Consider the following 16,173-nt stretch of genomic DNA (forward strand, 5'->3'; position numbering starts at 1 on the left):
CCGCATCCACCACACGAGAGGACAGGGATCACACGACCATGCCGATTTACCTGCAGATCGACGGAATCCAGGGTGACGCCACCCACGAGTCGCACCGGCGCTGGATGGACATCGAGTCCCTGCACTGGAACGTGACCCGCAACATGAACACCTTCGCGGGCTCGGCCGCCAACCGCGAGGCGTCCGAGCCGACGGTGAGCGAGGTCACGCTGACCAAGGTCAGCGACTCCTCGACCACCAAGCTGTTCCAGGAGGCCTGCTCGGGCCGCAACGGCAAGACGGCGGTGATCCACCTCGTCACCACCGGCAATCCGGGCGACACCTACATCGAGTTCACGCTGCACAACACGCTGATCGCCGGCTACACGATCGGCACGACCGGCGACCGGCCGCTCGAGACGGTGACGCTGAACTTCACCAAGATGGACGTGAAGTACACGCCGTCCGACAACCAGAACGCGTCGCAGTCGCCGATGATCGCGTCCTACGACCTGGCCACGGCCCGGTCGTCCTGAGCGCCGCCCCCCTCTCAGTACCGGCAGGCGGGAGGCGCCGCGCGCGCCTCCCGCCCCCACCGCGGCCGCGCCGACCGGCGGGCCCGCCCGCTTGTCCGGAGGACACATGAAGCCCGTCCGCTACGTGCTCAAGGCCGGCGACACGCTGTGGAGCGTCGCCGAGGCGCATTACGGCGACCCGGTGCGCTGGCCCGATCTCTACGCCTACAACAACCGGCCCGACATCGTCGCCCTGACCGAGCGGCCGATCGCCGATCCGGGGCGGCTGAGCCCCGGCCAGGCGATCTACCTGCCGCCGGCCGAGGCGCGCGCCACCCAGCGCCGTGCGCCGGCGAGCGCGGCGACCAAGGGCGGCGCCCCGGCCTCCGGCCTCGGCGGCGGCGGCCTCACCGGCGGCATCCGCGGCGCCCATTCGGGCGCGACGCTGACAACCGGCGGCCTCGCGCCGAACCCGGCCGCCGAGACCTTTGTCAACGATTTCGCCCACGCCTTCGACCTCGACGGCGTCCAGGTGGCGCTGCGGGGCGAATCCGGCACCGCGACGCTGACGCTCTCTGGCCTCGTCCTGCTGCAGAAGACCGGCCGGGTGCCGCTCCTGCGCTACAGCAACCGCAGCGCCGAGGCGCAGGCGCGCAGCCTGTCGGCGATGCTGCTCGGCCGCCTGCTGGCCGCACCGCAGACCCGCCTCGGCTGGAATCCGGGCCGCGCCCGCCTGCGCCTGCAGACCCCGCTCGCGCTCAATGCCGGCGCACCGCCGCCGGAGGGCGCGCTCGCCCGGGGGACGACCGCCCGGGGCGCGCCGGCCTGGACCGCGCGGCTGGCGCTGCCCGACCTCGCCGGCCGCATCGCCGGCCACGCCTACCTGACGCAAGGCGTAGTGGCGCAGGTCGCCCTCGCGGGGGCGCAAGGAGCGGCGACCGACGGGCAGGGTGGCTGGCTGTGGCTCGACGGGGTGTCCGACCCGTCCGTCGCGATCCTCGGCGCGACCCTGTCCGAGGCGGCGGTGACGGCCGGCAACGGGCTCGCCGACGCGGCGACGACCCTGGCGGCGCGAGGCGGCCGCGACATCGACCCGGTCGCGGCGACCGCCTCGTCGTGGACGCCGGTCCAGATCGGCGGCTGAGCGGACGGGTGGGGGCAGGAGGGCCGTCGGTGAGCGGCCGAGGGAGCGATCCGGGGAGCGGCTCGCGATGATGTACACCCAGGCCGGGCGCCTGATGGCGATCGACACCGTGCTCGGCGCGGACGTCCTCCTGCTCGAGCGCCTCGAGGTCGAGGAGGGCATCAACCGCCTCTTCACCATCCAGGCCCGCGTCCGGGCGCAACGCGACGAGGTCCGCCCCGACGAGATCGTCGGCACCGCCGCCGATCTCGTCCTCACGCTGGCCGACGGCTCGCAGCGGGTCTGGAACGGCCTCGTCACCGACCTGCACGAGGGGCCGATCGTCACCCGCGGCGCGCGCCAATACGCGCTGACCCTTCGCCCGCGGCTGTGGCTGATGAGCCAGCGCAGCGACTGCCGCATCTTCCTGACCCAGTCGACGCTCGAGGTGGTCGAGACGCTCTGCGCCGAGCACGGCATCCGCGACTACACCCTCGCCGGCGTCACGAGGCCTCCGCAGAAGCGCGACTACGTCGTGCAGTGGAACGAGACCGATCTCGCCTATCTGCTGCGTCGCCTCGAGGAAGAAGGTATATTTTACTGGTTTCGGCATGAGCGCGGCAAGCATATGCTCGTGATCGGCGACCATCCCTCGGCCTACGACGGAAGTCCAGCCACCCGCGTTCGTCTCGCCTTCGGCTCGTCGGATGCCGAGCACATCCACGACTGGCGCCGGCAACTCTCGTTCACCCCGGGGCGGCGGGCCGCAAAGGATTACGAATTCCTAACGCCAAATCTCGATCTTGCTTCGAATACGCCGTCGATCGACCGCGTTCCCGAGAACACGGCGTATGAACTCTACGAGTACCCCGCCCGGGCGCTGACCCGGGAGGCCGGCGAGTGGGCGACGCGGCTGCGGATCCAGGCGACCGAGACCGGGTTCGACCGCGTCGAGGGCCGCTCGAGCGTACGCACGCTGGCGGCGGGCGAGCGCTTCACGCCCTACGAGGTGGCGCATCCGGGCCACGTCTACCCGGCGCAGGTGGTGACGCAGATCCTGCACCGGGCCGAGGACCCGACCTACGAGAGCGGCGCGGGCACGCCGCACTACGAGAACGCCTTCACGACGCTCCCGGCGGACCGCCCGGCGACGCCGCACCGGGCGATCCCGCGCCCGCGGATCGACGGCTTGCAGATCGCCCTGATCGCGGGGCCTCCCGGCGAGGAGATCCACACCGACGCGTTCGGGAGGATCAAGCTGCAATTTCCCTGGGATCGGCGGGCCCGGGGCGACGGGACCGATACCGGCTGGGTGCGGGTGACGCAGTCCTGGGGCGGCCGGACCTGGGGCCATCAGGTGATCCCGCGGGTCGGGATGGAGGCCTTGGTGGCCTACCAGGAGGGCGATCCCGACCGGCCGATCGTGATCGGGATCGCCCCCAACCCGAACAACCCGGTGCCCTACGACCTGCCGGCCAACAAGACCCGGATGGTGATGCGCTCGAACTCGTACAAGTCGAAAGGCTTCAACGAGATGACCTTCGAGGACGCGACGGGCGCAGAGAACATGTTCTTCCACGCACAGAAGGACCACACCACCAAGATCGAGAACAACCAGACCCATTCGGTCGGCATGGATCACGCCAACGTGGTCGGCCGCAACCAAGCCCTGACGGTGGGCGCCAACCAGACCCAGGAGATCGGCGGCTCGCTGAACCTGACGGTCGGTGGCACCGGGGCGGGGGCTGCCGCCCTGATGGGGCCGCTGCTCGGGATGGCCGGGCAGACGGCGGGGTTGCTGGGCCAGGCGATGGACCAGGGCGGCGGCCTCGCGGGGCTTGCCGCGATGGCGCCGCAGCTCGCCTCCTCGGTAATCGGCATGCTGGGTCAGGACGGCCAGCAGGCACAGCAGGGGGTGTGGAACGGCCCTTCGCCGCGACCGGATGCGGGCGTGGCCCTGGCGGCGGCGGGGGCCGGGTTCGGCCAGGCGGCGGGCGGTCTGTTCTCGCTGCCGGGGATGATGAACACCCTGGTGGGCAGCCTGAAGACCGACTCGGTCGGGGTCGCCCGGGTCGAGCAGATCGGCTCGGCCAAGGTGACGCATGTCGGCACGGCCTTCGCCACGCAGGTCGGCAAGGCGTGGTCGCTGTCCGTGGGGGAGAGCGCCAAGACGCAGGTCGGCCGGGCCCAGCAGGTTCTGGTGGGCGAGGCGGCCGAGGAGCAGGTCGGCAAGACCAAGACGATCGACGTGGGCCAGGTGTTCGAGATCCAGGTCGGCGAGCGGTTCGCGATCACGGTCGGTGCGTGCCGGTTCGTGATGGACAAGTCCGGCACGGTGACGATCGAGGCGCCGAAGACCACGCTGGTAAAGGGCGGCGGAGCGGCGCTGACGGTAGGGCCGGGTCCGGTTCTGTACACGCCGGATCTGGTCAAGGGCGGGGGCGGGTCGTCGTCGGGGCAGTGTCTGCGGCGCATGGCGCAGGCCGGCATGCCCTTCGTGCGGAGCTAAGGCATGAGCGACACTTCGTCGATCGATCGTCTCGCGAAGCTGAGGGCTGTCGTCGAGGCGTTTCCCGGCCAAGCCTTCGCGGTCGTGGATGGCGGGCAATTCGACGACCTCCCGGATGTCTGCCGCCGCGAGCAGCTCCTGGTGCGCTCCCTGTTCCTCGACCATCCCGATGCCGAGGTGGAGCGCGCCGGGCCCTGGCTGGTGTCACTGGCGCAGTCACCGGACGCCCTGGAGCGCATGTTCGCCCTGACAGCGGAGAAACCGGCGGCGGTCTACTGGAGCTGCGCGTCGGGTGAGGCCATCCTTCATCGCCATCTCCGCACCTTGAACATGGTGCGCATTCCCCGATGGGCGGCGGATGGCGGCGAAGTCCCGCCGTCGGACGGTTCGGGGCAGGAGCCGGCGGCGGTGATGTTCCGGCACTGGGACCCCCGGGTTCTGGGGGCGACGATGCCGGTCCTGAACCCTGGGCAGTTCGCACGCATCCTGGGACCGGCGGCCGAGATCGCCTTCCTGGCCGAGGATTACGGGGGCGTGCGGCGGGTGGTGGCCGATCCGGCCTTTCCGCCGGATCCGGGCGGCGTGCTGACGATCGGCTCCAAGCAGATCGAAGCGTTGACGGCGCGACGGCTGACGGCGTCGCACCGGCGCATCGCGGCCTACTTGCGCGAGGTGGCGGCCGGCGAAGTCGGCACCGCCTCGGACACGGCGTTGCACGAACACGTCGTGATCAGCGATCGGACCGGGCGCAGCCTCGGTCTGGCGGGTGAGGCGGCGCAGTGCCGCTGGGCGCTGTTGATGCTGCTGAGCCAAGGCCGGATCGCCAGCCATGAGCCGACCCGGGCGTATCTGGCGCAAGGCGGGGATACGCCGGACGGGCATTTGAGACGTCTGTTCGATCTGACGATCGCGGCGATGCGTGAGGCTCGCGATGCGCGGGGGCCTCGTCGATGAGCGGCTTGTTCGAGGGGATCGGCGGTTCGGTCGGCGGAGTGATCGCGGGTGGCGCGAGCGGGGTGGTGCAGGGGCTGCCCGGCGCGGTGGCGGGGGGAGCGGCCGGCGGGGCGATCGGGGCGGCAGCGGGCGCGAGCGTCGGAGTCCTGGCCGGGGCCGGGACGGGCGGGGTGACGATCCCCGTGACGGGAGCGGGCGGTCTTGCGGGCGGCGCGGTGATCGGGAGCGCGGTGGGGGCGGGTGCCGGCTTTGCGCCGGGCTTCTCCCAAGGGTACCGTGAGGGATACGGTCCCGGTTCTGCGATCGGCGGCGGCTATGGCCGAGCGGTGGACGACACCTGGCTCGGTAAGAAGCTGAACGCCATGGTCAAAGGCCAAGATAGGGCTAATGAACAGGCGAGCGATGAGGATCAGAAAAAGTGCGCCGGGAAGTGTGATAAGGCGTACTCCGACCCGAAGCAAAGGCCAAAATATGGCAAGAATCAGGTGAAAGATGTCTGGGACGCAGCAAAAGATGAAAATGGCGATGTCTATGACCCCAATACCGGCGAAAAACTTGAATGGGATGAATCTAAGTCACGATCAGGGCAATGGGATATGGGCCACAAGCCAGGAGAAGAATATAAAAAATTACATGATGACTACATTAATGATAGAATCACACAGGAGGAATTTATGCAACGTTATCGCGATCCCAACAATTACCAGCCAGAGGCAATGAGCGGAAATCGTAGCCATCGTTTTGAGCAGAAATGAGTGATGCTATGGATGTATTTGCAAATATCAGAACAAATCCAGACTTTCAGCCAGAAGATGTAGAAGATTTTTCTATTTTAAGTAATGATAATCATACCTTGCTTCAAGAAGCCATAGTTTGGCGCCCCGAGGTTGCTGAATTTTTTATAAAAAATGGTGCGCCAATCGACCACCAAGATGATAAAGGACAGACCGCGCTTCAATATGCGATTGCCAGATCTCATAATCAAATCGTTCTTTCTTTACTCCAAAAGGGCGCGAATCCAAATTTAATAGATCAATATGGCAATAATGCATTATGGACAGCTGTCATGAACCCAAAGCCTGACTATGATGTCATTGCTGCCTTGTTTTCAGCGAATGCAGATCCTCAACACAAAAACGCAGCCGGTCGGTCTCCACTTGATATGGCTCGCACGAAAAAAAATACTAAAATATTGCAGATTATTGATAAATAATATTTTTGACATCGAAGTTTGTTATATTCTAATACATCGAAAATAAATGTGCGGTATTTTATATTATTAGATAAATAAAATTAAGAAATAGAACGCAGTCCGATCACGTTGCGATCGGGCTGCGTTCTACTCAGATAAATCCATCTTATTATTAGAAATTTGCTCTAGTAGAAGATACAGATCAAATCTTCTAGCAGCCTCTGCCGTTCCGGCTCGTTCGCTGCCGCGCGACGAGTCCGGCGGCCCGTGACCCACTGACCTCCGCGGTCGCCCTCGTCGGCGGTCCGCTGCCCGAGGCGGAGACGGCCGAGATCGTCCTGGCGGAGCGCGCCCGACTGCGCCGGTTCCATCCCGACACGGAGAACGTCGCATGAGCGGATCGGGCGAGGCGAGCGAGGCCGGGGACGACTATGCCGGGGAGCCGCCCCGCCCCGATCCGTGGACGACGCAGCGCCCGCTGGAGGGCCTGCGGGAGACCCACGAGGCGCGGGTGGTGAGCCTGTCGCCGGACGTGTGCCTGACGCCGCGCGGCGCGGCGCTGGTGCCGGTGCCCTACCCGATCGTCGACTACGCCGACCACTTCGAGGCCTACGCGCACACGGTGCGGTTCACCGGGCAGAAGGCGATGGTTCTGCGCTCGCGCACGACGCACGTGCACGGGGACGAGGCGGGGACGGGCGGGGGCGTGAAATCGGGGACGCATGGCGACGTGACGGAGCCGATCGGCCACGCGCCGCAGGTACGGGCGGAGGGGTCCTCGGTGATCCGGCACCTGGACCGGTTCTGGATGAACCGGCGCAACACGGTGGGGGAGGCGGTCTACGTGAAGGACCAGCGGGCGCGTGCGGCACCGGCGGATGACGACCCGCTGCCGGGCAGCCTGCGCCGGTCGTCCTGAGGGAGCGGGGCGATGGCGGGAACGGCCGAACCGACTTGGAGCAGTCCGCCGCCGGCGGCGTCTGCGAGCCCGAACCTGGAACGCTGGGGGCGGTGGGGATTCCGGCTGTTCGGCCGTGGAGGTCCCCTCCTGCGAGCCGCGACCGCGATCTTCGATGCGTCGCCGACAGCTCCGCCGTGACGAGACGAGATCCCGCGCGACGCGTTCGAGCAGCAGTTGTTTCGGAAGGCGACCGACCTCGAGAAGCAAGGCGTTCCGCAGGCCGACGTTCAGGAGTGGTTCAAGAATGAGCGCTCCGCGAGAGCACGTCGGAAACCTGACAACCAGGAAGGCCCTCGTCCGAAACCCGTTCCGCCTCCGCCCGGCACGGTTCGTATCACGCAGAAACGCCGCAAGTGCCTCGTCGACGAGTACAAGAAACTTCTCAAGGTCTGTGACGGCGATTCGCATCACATCGTTCCCGACATGGTCTACAGGCTGGGCAGCCGGCCGAAAGGCGCCGGGATGAACTCGACCGCCAATCGTATTCGGAACGCGCCAACCCTCAACGAGGGCATGGCCGTTTGTCTGACCGAGGAGCAGCATGGCAGCGGTGAGGATGGCATCCATGCGGACTTGCGAGCTTCGCTCAATGATCTAGGCGAAAAATACTCGCCCAATGGCACAGCTCCGCTAATTGAAATCATAAAGGCATCAAAAAATCGATCGATAGAATCGAAAATCTCCCCGTTGAATGCAAGCAACTCGCAAAATCCAAACTTGATTCGCAGGCGCAACAAAAGAACCTTGATCTAGAACAGCCAGGAAGAACACGCGAAAAGCCTCTTCCAAGTGGAGATGCCAAAACAGTTATGCAACGTGGGCATTACTAAAAGGGAGCAGGAATATGGAAGACAATGATTGGAATCCGACGATCAATGCGGCGCATGCCGCTGGTCACGGCCGCTTCTGCATTGCTTTATCCGAGTTGGAGTACGACGATCCCTTCACGGCGATCGTCGAATATGGCGACGCTTTCCCGCAACCCTGGTCTCGGACCGACGTATTACGCGAAATCTACGCAATCAAATCTGCTCCAGTCACCGACCAATCAAGCTCAAGGTTTGCAGCCCTGAGCAATGAGGGCGATGTGTATTGGATTGGCGATCAGACGGTACACGAGACAATCCAGGGTGCTGGGATCCAGAGCCCCGATGCGACGGGTGCAGGAGCCCTCGCCAATCTCGGCTTGATCGAGGGACAGCTCTGGGCTGTCGGGCATGGGGCTCAGATCTATCACAGGACCGCTGACCATCAGTGGGTGAAAATGCCTTTTCACAGCGAGCCCGAGCCCGGCTTTAACGTCATCAGATTTGGAAATATTGCCGGCCCAAGTGAGGATAATTTTTATATCAAAGGATCACTGTCTCCAAAACGCATAGATTTGGACGAAAAAACCAGGAAAAGCCTAAAAGGCAACAAGAGCTGGGATGATTGGAATCGGGCACACGAAATCGCCGAAGAAAACTCTCCAAGCAAAGGGTTGGTCAACGAGGGCCGTGCCTACCACTGGAATGGCACGAGATGGACGGAGATCCCGATCCCCGGATCGAGCCCGCACATCATCAAGGACATCTACGTCGAAACGCCGGACAAGGTCTGGATGGTCGGCAGCCACGGCACCATCTTGGTCGGCAACGGACGCGACGGCTTCCGGAGCATCGGCTTCGCGGGCGACACCGAGACCCTTCTGTCGATCACGCGCTTCAAGGACCAGTACGTCGTCGCCTCCGACTACGCCCTGCACCTCTTCGACGGCCACCACCTCACGCCCTTCAAGCCGCGGCTGCGCGGTCGCGCGCGACCGACGCCGCTGAAGGTCCAGTCGGTCGACGACGTGCTCTACTACTTCGACTACAAGCGGGGCATCCACTGCTACGACGGCGAGCGCTGGACGGAGATCGTGATCCCGCCCGAACTGCGTGCCCGCGAGTTCAAGGGCCTTCCGCCTCGCTCACCCTGACTGGATCCAGGCCGGGAAGCGAACGCATCGCCCGCGTTGCCGACACCGACCCCGATGGGGCAGGCGATGCTGCTGTCGGTGCCGGTGGACGCGTCGCGCCGGGATGATCAAGTCGACGACGACAGTGATGTTCCGGCACTGGGACCCCCGTGTTCTACTTGCACGAGGTGGCGTCCAGCGAAGTTGGTACGGCCTCAAAGGCGGCGCCCTCCCGCTTCACCCGCTTCGGCAACCTCCTGGAGCTCTGCGCCCTGGCGCTGCCGAACGGTGCCACGGCGGGGGGCCTGCCGCTCTCGCTCCAGATCGTCTGCCGCGGCTACGAGGAGGCGATGGCGCTGCGGATCGGCCAGGCCTACCAGGCGGCGACGGAGTGGCACCGGCGGGCGCCGGATTTGTAAGACCCGGTCCGACGTGAGAGGGGCCCCTCATCGCGTCGAGGTCGCCCAAAAACGATACCCCCGAACGTCATCCGTCCATGGGGCGATTGACGCCGCCGATGCGTTGTCCCGGTCAGCCCCGCCGCAGCGACGCCGCGTCCGGCAGCTTCTGGCGCTTGGCGCGGGCGACCGCCTGGAGCGGCTCGGGCCGCGGGGTCACGGCGTCGAGGATGTCGCGGCCGAGCGCCTGGACGAGGCAGGCATAGCCCTGGTCGCCCATGTGGAAGCGATCCGAGGACAGCATGCCGGCCAGAAGCGCCGGATCCTGGCGGTTCCAGTCCTTCATCAGGGCATAGCGCGAGAAGACCGGCACCTCGGCCTCCTGCGCCACCGCGGCGACGAGGCCCACGAAGCGCTCGTAGCGGGCGTGGTCGGGGATCGCCGGATAGTATTGCTGATCGAGGACGATGAGGTCGCTGCCGGCCGCGCGGACCAGGGCGACGCCCTGTTCGAGCCGGCGGCGGAACGCCGCCTCGTCTCCGCCCGTGATCGCGTCGTTGGTGCCGACCTGCCAGATCACCAAGTCGGGCTTGACCGGGCGGGCCAGGGCCTCGGCGAGGCGGGCGAGGGTCTGGTCGGCGGTCTCGCCGCCGATGCCGGCATTGGTCACGTCGACCGGAGTGCCGCGCCAGGCGCCGCGCAGGGCCTGCTCCAGGAGATGCGGGTAGGTCCGGTCCGGACCCGAGGCGCCGATCCCCTCCGTCGAGGACGAGCCGATCGCCAGAACCCGCACCGGCTCGCGCCGGGCGACGTGCGCCTCGGTCACGTCGAGGCTCATCCGTTCCGCCGCCGGCGGCAGCGCGGCCGGGCAGGCCGACGCCGGACGGGCCGCGACGAGGTGACCGGCGAGGACGGCCGCCGACAGGCAGGCCAGCCGGCCGAAGCTGAACCGGAGGAGCATGGCAGGTCCCGAGAGGGGAGAGAGGGACCGAATCGGTCCGTATTTGCCGGGTAACACGCGGGTTCCCGCGGTTCCACTCGAAAATGAAGCTGAGCCAAGTCCAACCCCCGGGCTCTGCTCGGCTGGTCAGCGAGAACCGAGACGATCGCGCCGAAAGCCGCGGATCGGGCCCACCCGGGATTAAGCTTGAGAGTGTGTTGCACTGCGAAACCTCACGCCGCCTCGGCGCCGAGCTTCTCCTTGCGCGAGGCGTTGGCCTTCTGCAGCGTGCGGACCGGATCGCCGAAATGGCGCTCCATCTCGGCGAGCGCCGGCTCGACCGCGCCCCGCTCGATCAGGTCGACGAGGAGCTGATGCTCGTCGATCAGCGCGGCGTTCTCGCTGTAGCCGCCCATCAGCATCTGCAGGCAGAGCCGGGTCTCGGCCTGGAGCGTGGCGAAGCTGCGGGTCAGGCGCTCGCTGCCGGCCTCGTCGACGATGCGGCGGTGGAACTGCATGTCGAGGTCGGCGACCTGCGGCCAGTCTTTGCGCCGGACCGCCGCCTTCATCTGGCGCACGATGCCCGCGAGGTCCCGCACCACCGCTCCCCGGTCGGCGTTCTCCAGGATCCGCCGCATGGCGACGAGTTCGAGGGAGCGGCGCACGAAGTAGATGTCGATGAGGTCGGAGGGAGCCAGTTCGGGCACGAACACGCCGCGATGCGGCTCGCTGCGCAACAGACCCTCCTGGATCAGGCGCTGCATCGCCTCGCGCACCGGCCCGCGGCTGACGCCGAAGGCGGAGGCCAGCTCCATCTCGTTGAGCTGGGCGCCGAGGGGATAGCTGCCGTCGAGGATCGAGGCGCGGATCTGGCCGGCGATCTGGCCCGACAGGGTCGTGCGCGGCAGGCGCTTGCTGGCGGGCGCCGGCTTCACCGCCTTGTCACTCTGGCTCGCCATGCCGTTCCCGCGCCCCGCTGATCGGATGAGAAGACGACCGTCCTAGCGCGGCGCCCGATCGCCCTGCAACCGGGCGCCGCACTAGGTCGTTGATATAGCCGCATTTTCTATTGACGACCCGGTGCCCACTCCGTCGGAAGATGCTCTAGTGCAGGACGTCCTGCAGACGATAATACGCGCCCACGAAGGGAAGGAACCAGGGCGGGCCGAAATGCCCGGGGATGGCCTTCCAGTCCCAGCCCGCGAAGGGGTTGCGCTCGGCGCGCCCCTCCAGCACCTCGGCCATGACCTGCCCCATATGGGTCGCCATCTGGGTGCCGTGGCCGCTATAGCCCATCGAGTAGTACAGCCCGTCGCGGACGCCCGCCCGGGGCAGGCGGTCGGCGGTCATGTCGACGACGCCGCCCCAGCAATAGTCGATCCGGACCCGGGCGAGCTCGGGAAACACCTGGTCGAGGGCACGGCGCAGAACCCGGCCGCTCTTCTCGTCCGAGAGCGGGTTCGAGACCGCGAACCGCGCCCGGCCGCCGAACAGCAGCCGGTCGTCCGGGGTGACCCGGAAATAGGTGCCGACGTTCTTGGTGTTGGTCGCCATGCGGCGGGTCGGCATCAGCCGGTCGAGCACGTCGCGCGGCAGCGGCTCGGTGACGATCACGAACGAGCCGACCGGCACGATGCGGCGGCGGAACCAGCCGAGCGGGCCGACCGTCGAGGCGCCGGTGGCCATCAGCACCTGGTTCGCCGTCAGGGTGCCGCGGGAGGTCGTGACCTCGTGGGCGGTGCCGGAAAGCCGGCGCAGGCGGGTGACGGGGGCGTTCTCGAACACCGCAGCGCCGTGGCCGGCCGCCGCGCGGGCGAGCCCGCGGGCGAACTTGCCGACATGCATGCCGCCGCTCTTGGCGTAGACGAGGCCGCCGTAGAAGGCGTCCGAGCCGACCTCGCCGCGGATGGCGGAAGCCGGGACGAGGTGGGTGTCCGGGTCGGCCCGCGGCGACAGCGCCTCGTAGGTGCGCTGGAGCTTGTCGAAATGCTCGGGCTTGGCCGCCAGCTTGATCTTGCCGGTGCGGCGGAAGTCGCAGTCGATTCCCTCTTCGCGGACCAGCCGCTCGACGCTGTCCACCGCCGCGTCGTAGGCGTGGTAGAGCGCCGCCGCCCGCTCCTCGCCGAACCGGGCCGCGATGGCGCGGTAATCCGAGGCGAAGCCGTTGTTGCACTGGCCGCCGTTGCGGCCGGACGCCGCGCCGCCGACGCCCTCGGCCTCCAGCACCGCCACCCGGGCCCCGCGCTTCGAGAGGGCGAGCGCCGCCGACAGGCCGGTGAAGCCCGCGCCCACCACCGCGACGTCGTAGCGTCCCTCCGACGGGCCGGGGCTGCCGGCCGTGAAGGGCGGCGCGGTCTCGAGCCAGTAGGATGCGAGCTTCATCGGTGACGATCCGGTACGGATGGACGACGCCGGGGCATGGGCCGCGGCTTAGGCCATCATCATTCTTATCGTAGGATTGTCAACAATTATGCACGCGGGCGTCCGGCGCGGGACCGGACGCCTGGCGGGCGATGCTCACGCCTCGTCGGGGATCTCCAGGTCGAGGAGCGCCGCGCTCAGGCCCTTGCCGTGGGCGTCGAGGGCCAGGGAGCGGGTGACGCCGCCGCCGAGCGCGTCCGCCATCACGAAGTTGAGGGCGCCGAGTTGCGGCAGGGCGTAGCGGACGACCTCGCCGTGGACGATGCCGGCGAAGTGGGCCCGCACCCGCTCGGGCGTGACGTGGCGCTCCAGGCGCGGGTAGTCGGCCGGGTCGATCGCGATCAGCGAGACGTTGGCGGTGTTGCCCTTGTCGCCGGTGCGGGAATGGGCGAGCGCGCGCAGCTTCATCGGGGTTCTCCTCACGCCTCGATCATCCGCACGCTCGGCCGGGCGAGCTCTGCGGGCACCAGCACCGAGACCACGCCGACAACCTCGCGGGCCGATTTCCAGGCCCCGCCGCCGCCGGCCGGGCCGTTGGTGTAGAGGGTCTCGACCTCGTTGCCGATCCGCGCCGCCTCGCCGAGGCTGTCGCAGCGCCCGGCGACGCGGATGCGGACCTCGTAGGGCTCCGGCGCCCCGGCGGCGCGGACCGGCCCGTGCAGGGAATCGACGCCGATCAGGTCGAAGCGCAGCTCGCTCGCCGTCACGCCGGTGAGCGACAGGCGCTCGCGCACGATGTCGAGGGCGAGGCGGCCCCGCGCGGCGGCGCCCGGCCCGGCATAGGAGATCTGGCCCTCGCCGATATACGAATCGATCACCCCGACCGAGACCTTGAGGAGCCCGGTCGCCGGGGTGCCGCGCCCGCCGGTCACCCGCACCCGATCCGGTCCGACCTCCTCCATGGCGACGCCCGAGAAATCCGCCACCACGTCGGGCTGGAGATAGCGGGCGGGATCGTGGACCTCGTAGAGGAGTTGCTCCTTGCAGGTCGCGAGCGTCACCTGCCCGCCCGAGCCCGGCACCTTGGTGATCTCGATGTCGCCGTCCTGCGTCACGATGCCGACGGGGAAGCCGAGGCGGGCGAGGCCCGCCACGTCCTTCACCCCCGGATCGGCGAAGTAGCCGCCGGTGACCTGGCCGGCGCACTCGAGGAGATGGCCGGCGAGCGTGCCGCGGCCGAGGCGGTCCCAGTCGTCGGCTGCCCAGCCGAAGGCGTGGATGAGCGGCGCGAGGAAGAGCGCCGGATCGCCGACCCGGCCGGTGACGACGACGTCGGCGCCCCGGGCCAGCGCCTCCACGATCGGGCCGGCGCCGAGATAGGCATTGGCCGAGATCACCCGGTTGCCGAGGTCGCCGACCCGGCCGCCGGTCTCGAGGATCCGGTAGTCGCCGGCGCCCACCGCCTCCAGCACGTCGTCGCCGATCACCGCCGCCACCTTGAGGCCGGTAAGGCCGAGGTCGCGGGCGATGGCCCGGGTCTTCTCGGCGGCGGCGAGCGGGTTGGCCGCGCCCATGTTGGTGACGATGCGGGTGCCGTTGCGGCGGCACGGCTCCAGCACCGCCCGCATCCGGGCCTCCAGCAGGGGGTCGTAGCCGGAGGCGGGATCGCGCAGGCGGGCCTGCTGGGCGAGCGCGATGGTGCGCTCGGCCAGGCACTCGAAAACGAGGTAGTCGAGGGCGCCGTGCTCGGCGAGCTCGACCGCGGGCTCGATCCGGTCGCCGGCATAGCCGGCCCCGGCGCCCAACCGGATGGACTTCATGAATCTCTCCCTCGCTTGCCTTCGCCTCCGGCGAAGGCGTCCGGCGCATCGGCGCCGACGCCCGTTCGGGCTTGCACGGCCCCGTGCGGGTGCTGCGGACTCACAGGGGGAACACCCCGAAGGCGACGGCCGCGAAGGTCATCACCACGGAGGCCGCGAGCAGGAACGGGAAGGTGAACTTCTGGTGGTCGGCGAGGTCGATCCCGCACAACCCGCAGACCAGGAAGGTCGCAGGCGTCAGCGGGCTCACCGGGAAGCCGGTGGTCATCTGGCCGAGCAGCGCGCCTTGCGCCACCTGGAGCGGCGGCACGCCGAGCTGATGAGCGACCTCGGCCACCACCGGCAGCACGCCGAAATAGAACGAGTCGGGGTCGAACAGCATGCTGAGCGGCATCGAGACGAGGCCGAGCGCGAACGGGATGTGGGGCGCGAGGCCGGGCGGCACGAAGGCCACCGCCCCCTGCGCCATCGCCCTGAGCATGCCGGTGCCCTGCATGATGCCGGTGAAGACGCCGGCGGCGAGCAGGATCGACGCCATCAGGATCGCCGCCTTGGCATGCGCGTCGATGCGCTGGCGCTGGGCGTCGACGCTCGGATAGTTGATGATCAAGGCCAAAGCCGTGCCGAGCATGAACATCAGGGCCGGCGGGATCTTCTCCGCCATCAGCACCATCGTGCCGAGGACCACGAGGGTGAGGACGAGGTTCAGCCAGAACCGCTCCGGGCGCCGCAGGGCGCGCTCGGCATCGCTCAAGACTCGCGTTCCGGCGGTCACGGCCTCGGACGCACGACCGGCGCTCGCCAGCTGGAGCCGGCGCTCCTCGCGCAGGCCGAGCCAGTACGAGACCGCGAAGATGAACGCGAGGCCCACCGCCTGCACCGGCACCAGCGGCGTGAAGATGTCGGGGATCGGCAGCTTGAGCGCCGCCGAGGCCCGGATCATCGGCCCGGTCCAGGGCAGGAAGTTGACGCCCGCGGCGAGCGAGGCCGCGCAGGCCAGGATGCGCCGGTCGATCCCGACCCGGTCGTAGAGCGGCAGCATCGCTGGAATCGTGATCAGGAACGTCACCGCGCCCGAGCCGTCGAGGTGGATGAGCAGCGCGAGCAAGGTCGTGCCCGGAACGATCCGGCTCGGCCGGGTGCCGACGGTGGCGAGGATCCGGTCGATGATCGGGTCGAGCAGGCCGGCATCGCTGACGATCCCGAAGAACAGGATCGCGAACACGAACATGCCGACGACCGGCGCCAGGCTCTGGATGCCGGACAGCACGAACTTGCCGGTCTCGAGCCCGAAGCCGCCGACGAGGGCGGCGGCGACCGGGATCACGATCAGCGCCACGAGGGGCGACAGGCGCTTGGTGAGAATGGCCGCGAGCAACAACGCGATGGTGCACAGGCCGAGCAGGGCCAGCATCGCTTCCTCCCAGGGTTCGGCGCTCGGTTGCGGCGCCGTTGATGACCGGGGGATCACAACTCACAGGT

The 16,173-nt window shown here is 67.9% G+C and carries 16 protein-coding genes; 10 read left to right on the forward strand and 6 right to left on the reverse strand.

Annotated elements, in window-relative coordinates:
* Nucleotides 1–38 precede the first annotated feature (38 nt).
* The 10 genes from BMX97_RS13860 to BMX97_RS13905 all read left to right on the forward strand — a co-directional run bounded on the left by BMX97_RS13860 (nt 39) and on the right by BMX97_RS13905 (nt 9,591).
* Nucleotides 39–515: an Hcp family type VI secretion system effector gene (locus BMX97_RS13860; RefSeq protein ID WP_091750942.1), complete on the forward strand. Its 477-nt coding sequence runs from the start codon at nt 39–41 to the stop codon at nt 513–515.
* A 106-nt stretch (nt 516–621) separates the two neighbouring features.
* Nucleotides 622–1,638, forward strand: a complete 1,017-nt coding sequence (locus BMX97_RS13865; protein WP_091750945.1) for a LysM peptidoglycan-binding domain-containing protein — start codon at nt 622–624, stop codon at nt 1,636–1,638.
* Nucleotides 1,639–1,705: 67 nt separating this feature from the next.
* Nucleotides 1,706–4,126 (forward strand): type VI secretion system Vgr family protein, encoded by a 2,421-nt coding sequence (gene tssI, locus BMX97_RS13870; protein WP_091750948.1) that lies wholly within the window; start codon nt 1,706–1,708, stop codon nt 4,124–4,126.
* Nucleotides 4,127–4,129: 3 nt separating this feature from the next.
* Nucleotides 4,130–5,080, forward strand: coding sequence for a DUF4123 domain-containing protein (locus tag BMX97_RS13875; RefSeq protein ID WP_091750951.1), 951 nt, complete (start codon nt 4,130–4,132; stop codon nt 5,078–5,080).
* Complete coding sequence (locus BMX97_RS13880) at nt 5,077–5,835, forward strand: HNH/ENDO VII family nuclease (RefSeq protein ID WP_091750954.1); 759 nt, start codon at nt 5,077–5,079, stop codon at nt 5,833–5,835. The genes BMX97_RS13875 and BMX97_RS13880 overlap by 4 nt, the downstream gene beginning before the upstream one ends.
* Nucleotides 5,832–6,293, forward strand: a complete 462-nt coding sequence (locus BMX97_RS13885; RefSeq protein ID WP_091750956.1) for an ankyrin repeat domain-containing protein — start codon at nt 5,832–5,834, stop codon at nt 6,291–6,293. The genes BMX97_RS13880 and BMX97_RS13885 overlap by 4 nt, the downstream gene beginning before the upstream one ends.
* A 370-nt stretch (nt 6,294–6,663) precedes the next feature.
* On the forward strand, nt 6,664–7,191 hold the full coding sequence (locus BMX97_RS13895; RefSeq protein ID WP_091750962.1) for a DUF4150 domain-containing protein: 528 nt from the start codon (nt 6,664–6,666) through the stop codon (nt 7,189–7,191).
* A gap of 216 nt (nt 7,192–7,407) precedes the next feature.
* Entirely contained in the window at nt 7,408–7,986 is a 579-nt protein-coding gene (locus BMX97_RS32060; RefSeq protein ID WP_143074618.1) for a hypothetical protein, read from the forward strand.
* A gap of 91 nt (nt 7,987–8,077) precedes the next feature.
* Nucleotides 8,078–9,193, forward strand: a complete 1,116-nt coding sequence (locus tag BMX97_RS33685) for a beta propeller repeat protein (protein WP_244538417.1) — start codon at nt 8,078–8,080, stop codon at nt 9,191–9,193.
* 149 nt (nt 9,194–9,342) lie between these two features.
* Complete coding sequence (locus tag BMX97_RS13905) at nt 9,343–9,591, forward strand: hypothetical protein (RefSeq protein ID WP_244538418.1); 249 nt, start codon at nt 9,343–9,345, stop codon at nt 9,589–9,591.
* A 112-nt stretch (nt 9,592–9,703) separates the two neighbouring features.
* Here the strand turns inward: BMX97_RS13905 and BMX97_RS13910 are convergent, their stop codons facing one another.
* From BMX97_RS13910 to BMX97_RS13935, 6 genes are all read right to left on the reverse strand, one after another.
* Complete coding sequence (locus tag BMX97_RS13910) at nt 9,704–10,531, reverse strand: SGNH/GDSL hydrolase family protein (RefSeq protein ID WP_060845810.1); 828 nt, start codon at nt 10,529–10,531, stop codon at nt 9,704–9,706.
* Nucleotides 10,532–10,743: 212 nt separating this feature from the next.
* On the reverse strand, nt 10,744–11,469 hold the full coding sequence (locus BMX97_RS13915) for a GntR family transcriptional regulator (protein ID WP_091750965.1): 726 nt from the start codon (nt 11,467–11,469) through the stop codon (nt 10,744–10,746).
* A gap of 145 nt (nt 11,470–11,614) precedes the next feature.
* Nucleotides 11,615–12,892, reverse strand: coding sequence for an NAD(P)/FAD-dependent oxidoreductase (locus tag BMX97_RS13920; protein WP_091750968.1), 1,278 nt, complete (start codon nt 12,890–12,892; stop codon nt 11,615–11,617).
* Nucleotides 12,893–13,027: 135 nt separating this feature from the next.
* Entirely contained in the window at nt 13,028–13,339 is a 312-nt protein-coding gene (locus tag BMX97_RS13925) for an AtuA-related protein (protein WP_060845813.1), read from the reverse strand.
* Nucleotides 13,340–13,350: 11 nt separating this feature from the next.
* Nucleotides 13,351–14,691, reverse strand: a complete 1,341-nt coding sequence (locus BMX97_RS13930) for an acyclic terpene utilization AtuA family protein (RefSeq protein WP_091750971.1) — start codon at nt 14,689–14,691, stop codon at nt 13,351–13,353.
* A gap of 100 nt (nt 14,692–14,791) precedes the next feature.
* Nucleotides 14,792–16,105, reverse strand: a complete 1,314-nt coding sequence (locus BMX97_RS13935; RefSeq protein WP_091750974.1) for a CitMHS family transporter — start codon at nt 16,103–16,105, stop codon at nt 14,792–14,794.
* Nucleotides 16,106–16,173 lie beyond the last annotated feature (68 nt).

Source organism: Methylobacterium sp. ap11, from assembly GCF_900110515.1.
In the GTDB taxonomy this organism is placed as follows: domain Bacteria; phylum Pseudomonadota; class Alphaproteobacteria; order Rhizobiales; family Beijerinckiaceae; genus Methylobacterium; species Methylobacterium ajmalii.